Below are 4,965 nucleotides of genomic sequence, written 5' to 3' on the forward strand. Positions count from 1 at the left end.
GGTGTGTCAGGCGACACCAATGTGTCTGATACACCTTCGCGAGCAAGCTTCGCTCCTACAGATATCAGGGATTCGACATATCGCAAGGACACCGGAATGAGCAACGTGGTGGTGGTCTATCACAGTGGCTACGGGCATACCCGCGTCATGGCCGAGGCCGTGGCCCAGGGTGTGGAGCGACACCCGGGCAGCACCTGTCGGCTGGTGTCCGTCGAAGACGTGGACCAATACTGGGACACTCTGCACCGCGCCGACGCGATCATTTTTGGCGCCCCGACCTACATGGGCAGCGCCTCGGCCGCCTTCAAGGGCTTCATGGAAGCCACGGCGCCGTTCTACCTGGCCCGGCCGTGGCGCGACAAGCTGGCGGCCGGCTTCACCAATTCCGGCTGCCTGTGCGGCGACAAGCTCAACACCCTGCTGCAGATGGCGGTATTCGCTGCCCAGCATTCGATGATCTGGGTTGGCCTCGACCTGCTGCCGGCGCGTTCCGGTAGCGGAGTGTTCGATGGGCAACTCAATCGCCTCGGCAGCTCGCTGGGCGCCATGGCCCAATCGAACGTCGAACAATCCCCCGAACAGGCGCCACCCGCCGAAGACCGTTGCACCGCCGCGCACTTGGGCGAGCGGGTGGCGCGGCTGGCCGACCGTTTCGGTCGCCAAGCTGATTGATTGACCTCAACCCTCACGTAAAGGAGCACGTCCCATGAGCACATTCACCACCCGCGACGGTACCGAGATTTATTTCAAGGACTGGGGCAGCGGTCAGCCCGTCGTCTTCAGCCACGGCTGGCCGCTGAATGCCGACAGCTGGGAATCGCAGATGATCTTCCTCGCCTCCCGGGGCTATCGGGTAATCGCCCACGACCGCCGTGGTCATGGCCGTTCCAGCCAGCCGTGGTTCGGCAACGACATGGACACCTATGCCGACGACCTTGCGCAACTGATCGAACACCTGGATCTACAGAATGCCGTGCTGTTCGGCTTCTCCACCGGTGGCGGCGAAGTGGCGCGCTACATCGGTCGCCACGGCACCGACCGCGTGGCCAAGGCCGGGCTGATTTCCGCGGTGCCGCCGCTGATGCTCAAGACCGACGCCAACCCCGGCGGCCTGCCCATCGAAGTGTTCGACGGTATTCGCCAGGCATCACTGGCCGACCGTTCGCAGCTGTACAAGGACCTCGCCAGCGGCCCGTTCTTCGGCTTCAACAAACCCGGCGCCAAGCCGTCCCAGGGCATGATCGACTGGTTCTGGATGCAGGGCATGACCGCCGGGCACAAAAACGCCTACGACTGCATCAAGGCGTTCTCGGAAACCGACTTCACCGAGGACCTGAAGACGTTCGACGTGCCGACCCTGGTGGTGCATGGCGACGCCGATCAGGTGGTGCCGATCGAAGCGGCGGGCATCGCTTCGGCAGGATTGGTGAAAGGTTCTACGCTGAAGATCTACCCCGGTGCGCCCCATGGCTTGACTGATACCCACAAGGATCAGCTCAACGCCGATCTGCTGGCGTTCCTCAAGGGTTGACCGACCCCGGCGCGGGCGTAGATCCGCGCCGGATTTAGCTCCTGATGAGTCGCTATCAATCGAGATGAAGTCCCATGAAAAAGCTGACCAACGCCACAGGCGCCCCGGTGGCCGACAACCTCAATATCCAGACCGCCGGCCCCCGTGGCCCGGCGCTGCTGCAAGACATCTGGTTGCTGGAGAAGCTCGCCCATTTCGACCGTGAATTGATCCCGGAACGGCGCATGCACGCCAAGGGTTCGGGCGCCTACGGCACCTTCACCGTGACCAATGACATTACTCGTTACACAAAAGCCGATATTTTCAGCTCGGTGGGAAAAGAGACGCCGCTGTTCGTGCGTTTTTCCTCGGTGGCCGGTGAACGCGGCGCTGCCGATGCCGAGCGTGACATCCGTGGTTTCGCGGTGAAGTTCTATACCCAGGAAGGCAACTGGGACATCGTCGGCAACAACACCCCGGTGTTTTTCTTCCGCGATCCGCTGCGTTTTTCCGACCTCAACCACGTGGTCAAGCGCGACCCGCGCACCGGCCTGCGCAACGCCACCAGCAACTGGGATTTCTGGACCCTGCTGCCCGAGGCGCTGCATCAGGTGACCATCGTGATGAGCGACCGGGGGATTCCCACCAGTTTCCGTCACATGCACGGCTTCGGCAGCCACACCTTCAGCCTGATCGACCGCGACAACCAGCGGGTGTGGGTGAAGTTTCATTTTGTCTGCCAACAAGGCATTGAGAACCTGTCGGATGCCGAGGCTGCCGTGGTGGTCGGCAAGGACCGCGAAAGCAACCTGCGGGATCTGTACGAGAGCATCGAGCAGGGCCATTTTCCGCGCTGGAAGCTGTGCATCCAGGTGATGACCGAGGAGCAGGCCAACACCTACCGGCACAACCCGTTTGACTTGACCAAGGTCTGGCCGCACGGCGAGTTTCCGCTGATCGAAGTCGGCACCATGGAGCTCAATCGCAATGCCGAGAACCACTTTGCCGAAATCGAACAAGCGGCGTTTTCCCCGGCCAACGTGGTGCCCGGCGTCAGCTTCTCGCCGGACCGCATGCTCCAGGCGCGACTGTTTTCCTATGGCGACGCCCAGCGCTATCGCCTCGGGGTGAATTTCAACCACATCCCGGTCAACGCGCCGCGCTGCCCGCATCACAGCTACCACCGCGACGGCGCCATGCGCACCGACGGCAACCTGGGCGGCACCGCCAGTTACTTCCCGAACAGCGTGGGTGAATGGGAGGATTCGAAGGAATTGTCCGAACCACCGCTGCCGCTGGAAGGCTTCGCCCGGCACTATGATCATCGGCTCGAAGAGGATCACTGGGAGCAACCGGGCAACCTGTTTCGCCTGATGGACCCGGCACGTCAGCAATTGCTGTTCGAGAACACGGCGCGGGCCATGAACGGTGTGCCGCAATTGATCCGCCAGCGGCATATCGACAACTGCACCAAGGCTGATCCGGCTTATGGGCGCGGGGTGGCCGAGGCACTGGAGCGGTTGGTTCCGCTGGGATAATGCGGACACCTTGATCCCCTGTGGGAGCGAGCCTGCTCGCGAAGGCTGAGCATCAGTCAATACATGTGTCGACTGATACATCGCTTTCGCGAGCAGGCTCGCTCCCACAGAGGGGATTCGCCATCCTGGCCTACGGGGTAGCGTGGCGAACGGAACGCACCGTCCGGCAACGCCAGGCAAACGGATTGATCCCTTCGCTGCGGGTAAACATATGGCAGAAGTGCGCCTGATCGCAGAAGCCGCACTCCAGGCTGATTTGCGTAAGGCTGAGGTCGGTGTGCTGGATCAGCAGCTTGGCGCGGGCAATACGTTGCTGGCGAATCCACTCCTGGGGCGAGTGGCCGGTGCTGCATTTGAACGCGCGGGAGAAATGACTGCGCGACAACGAACAGGCCTGGGCCAGCTCGGTCACTTCCAGTGGGTCACCCAGGCGTTCGAGGATCAGTTGTTTGATCAGCCGTTCGCGCTGCGGACTGAGGCCGCCGGCGCTTTTTCTTTGTGTTTCAGTGACTGTCGCGCGGGCAGTGTTTTGCTGGAAATGAGCCATGGCGAATGTCCTGGTCGGTAGGCTCAATTCTTGAACCCGAAGGCTCTGGCCCGCGAGTTAATCGTTGTTAATTCCTCATTCCCTGCGGGAAGTCTTGCGTAAAGTCAGACACAATCGTCACTCTCGTGCCTGGCTCAATACACAAGGAACCCGTGCCTATGAATCGAAACGATCTGCGTCGCGTCGACATGAACCTGCTGGTGATTTTCGAAGCGCTGATGTTCGAAAAGAACCTGACCCGTGTGGCGGAAAAACTGTTCATGGGGCAGCCGGCGGTGAGTGCCGCCCTCGGTCGGTTGCGCGATCTGTTCGATGATCCGCTGCTGTTGCGCAACGGTCGCGGCATGGAGCCGACAGGGCGGGCGCTGGCGATCCTCAAGGAACTGCAACCGGCGATGGACACCATCTCCGGCGCGGTCAGCCGGGCCAAGGAGTTCGATCCGGCGACCAGTTGCGACGTGTTTCGCATCGGGCTGTCGGACGATGCCGAGTTCGGTCTGTTTCCGCCGCTGTTGCGCCAGTTGCAGGAAGAGGCACCGGGCATCGTCGTCGTGGTGCGTCGCGCCAATTATCTGCTGATGCCGGCCTTGCTGGCCTCCGGGGAAATCTCCGTGGGCGTCAGTTACACCCAGGAGTTGCCGGCCAATGCCAAGCGCAAAAAACTGCGCGACATCCCCTGCAAAGTGCTGCGTGGCGACACCCGGCCGGGGCCGCTGACCCTCGACGAATACTGCGCGCGACCTCATGCAATGGTGTCGTTTTCCGGTGACCTGAGCGGCAATATCGACCTGGACCTGGCCAAGGTCGGACGGTGTCGCAAGGTGGTGCTGGGCGTGCCGCAGTTCAGTGGTTTGCGCGCGTTGCTGGCCGGAACCGAGATGATTGCCACCGTGCCGGATTATGCGGCGTGCGCGTTGGTGGAGGGCTGTGGTTTGCGTGCCGAGGATCCGCCGTTCGAAATTGAGGCAGCGCAATTGTCGATGGCCTGGAGCGGGGTGCATGACAATGATCCGGCGGAGCGCTGGTTGCGTTCGCGGATCAGTCAGTTCATGTCGGCGTCGTTGGAGATTGCCTGACTCTTGAGGATGTACCCGATCCTCTTGTGGGAGCGAGCCTGCTCGCGAAGGCGGCCTGACAGCCGCCCCATCCCTCCCGGATGTACCCGAACCAACGGTGGGAGCGAGCCTGCTCGCGAAAGCGGCCTGACAGCCGCCCCATCCCTCCCGGAGGTACCCGAACCCACTGTGGGAGCGAGCCTGCTCGCGAAAGCGGCCTGACAGCCGCCCCATCCCTCCCGGAGGTACCCGAACCCACTGTGGGAGCGAGCCTGCTCGCGAAAGCGGCCTGACAGCCGCCCCATCCCTCCCGGA

5 protein-coding genes are annotated in these 4,965 nt (G+C 62.3%); 4 read left to right on the forward strand and 1 reads right to left on the reverse strand.

Annotated features, from left to right (window positions below):
* Nucleotides 1–96 precede the first annotated feature (96 nt).
* From ACW9HW_RS28655 to ACW9HW_RS28665, 3 genes are all read left to right on the forward strand, one after another.
* Nucleotides 97–672 (forward strand): flavodoxin family protein, encoded by a 576-nt coding sequence (locus tag ACW9HW_RS28655; protein ID WP_457402676.1) that lies wholly within the window; start codon nucleotides 97–99, stop codon nucleotides 670–672.
* A gap of 34 nt (nucleotides 673–706) precedes the next feature.
* Nucleotides 707–1,531 carry an alpha/beta fold hydrolase gene (locus ACW9HW_RS28660; RefSeq protein ID WP_457402678.1) on the forward strand — a complete coding sequence of 275 codons (825 nt, stop codon included), beginning with the start codon at nucleotides 707–709 and terminating at the stop codon, nucleotides 1,529–1,531.
* Nucleotides 1,532–1,605: 74 nt separating this feature from the next.
* Nucleotides 1,606–3,048: a catalase gene (locus tag ACW9HW_RS28665; RefSeq protein WP_095193409.1), complete on the forward strand. Its 1,443-nt coding sequence runs from the start codon at nucleotides 1,606–1,608 to the stop codon at nucleotides 3,046–3,048.
* Nucleotides 3,049–3,178: 130 nt separating this feature from the next.
* Here the strand turns inward: ACW9HW_RS28665 and ACW9HW_RS28670 are convergent, their stop codons facing one another.
* Nucleotides 3,179–3,595, reverse strand: coding sequence for a helix-turn-helix domain-containing protein (locus ACW9HW_RS28670; protein WP_095193411.1), 417 nt, complete (start codon nucleotides 3,593–3,595; stop codon nucleotides 3,179–3,181).
* A 158-nt stretch (nucleotides 3,596–3,753) separates the two neighbouring features.
* On the opposite strand from ACW9HW_RS28670, the gene ACW9HW_RS28675 reads away from it, so the two are divergent.
* Nucleotides 3,754–4,671 carry a LysR family transcriptional regulator gene (locus tag ACW9HW_RS28675; RefSeq protein ID WP_095193412.1) on the forward strand — a complete coding sequence of 306 codons (918 nt, stop codon included), beginning with the start codon at nucleotides 3,754–3,756 and terminating at the stop codon, nucleotides 4,669–4,671.
* Nucleotides 4,672–4,965: the final 294 nt, after the last annotated feature.

This window comes from Pseudomonas sp. SDO5532_S415, assembly GCF_054071155.1.

Excerpts from the sequence above, each read along its gene's own strand:
- ACW9HW_RS28655 (WP_457402676.1), top strand. The coding sequence starts at position 97 with ATGAGCAACGTGGTGGTGGTCTATCACAGTGGCTACGGGCATACCCGC.
- ACW9HW_RS28660 (WP_457402678.1), top strand. The coding sequence starts at position 707 with ATGAGCACATTCACCACCCGCGACGGTACCGAGATTTATTTCAAGGAC.
- ACW9HW_RS28665 (WP_095193409.1), top strand. The coding sequence starts at position 1,606 with ATGAAAAAGCTGACCAACGCCACAGGCGCCCCGGTGGCCGACAACCTC.
- ACW9HW_RS28670 (WP_095193411.1), bottom strand. The coding sequence starts at position 3,595 with ATGGCTCATTTCCAGCAAAACACTGCCCGCGCGACAGTCACTGAAACA.
- ACW9HW_RS28675 (WP_095193412.1), top strand. The coding sequence starts at position 3,754 with ATGAATCGAAACGATCTGCGTCGCGTCGACATGAACCTGCTGGTGATT.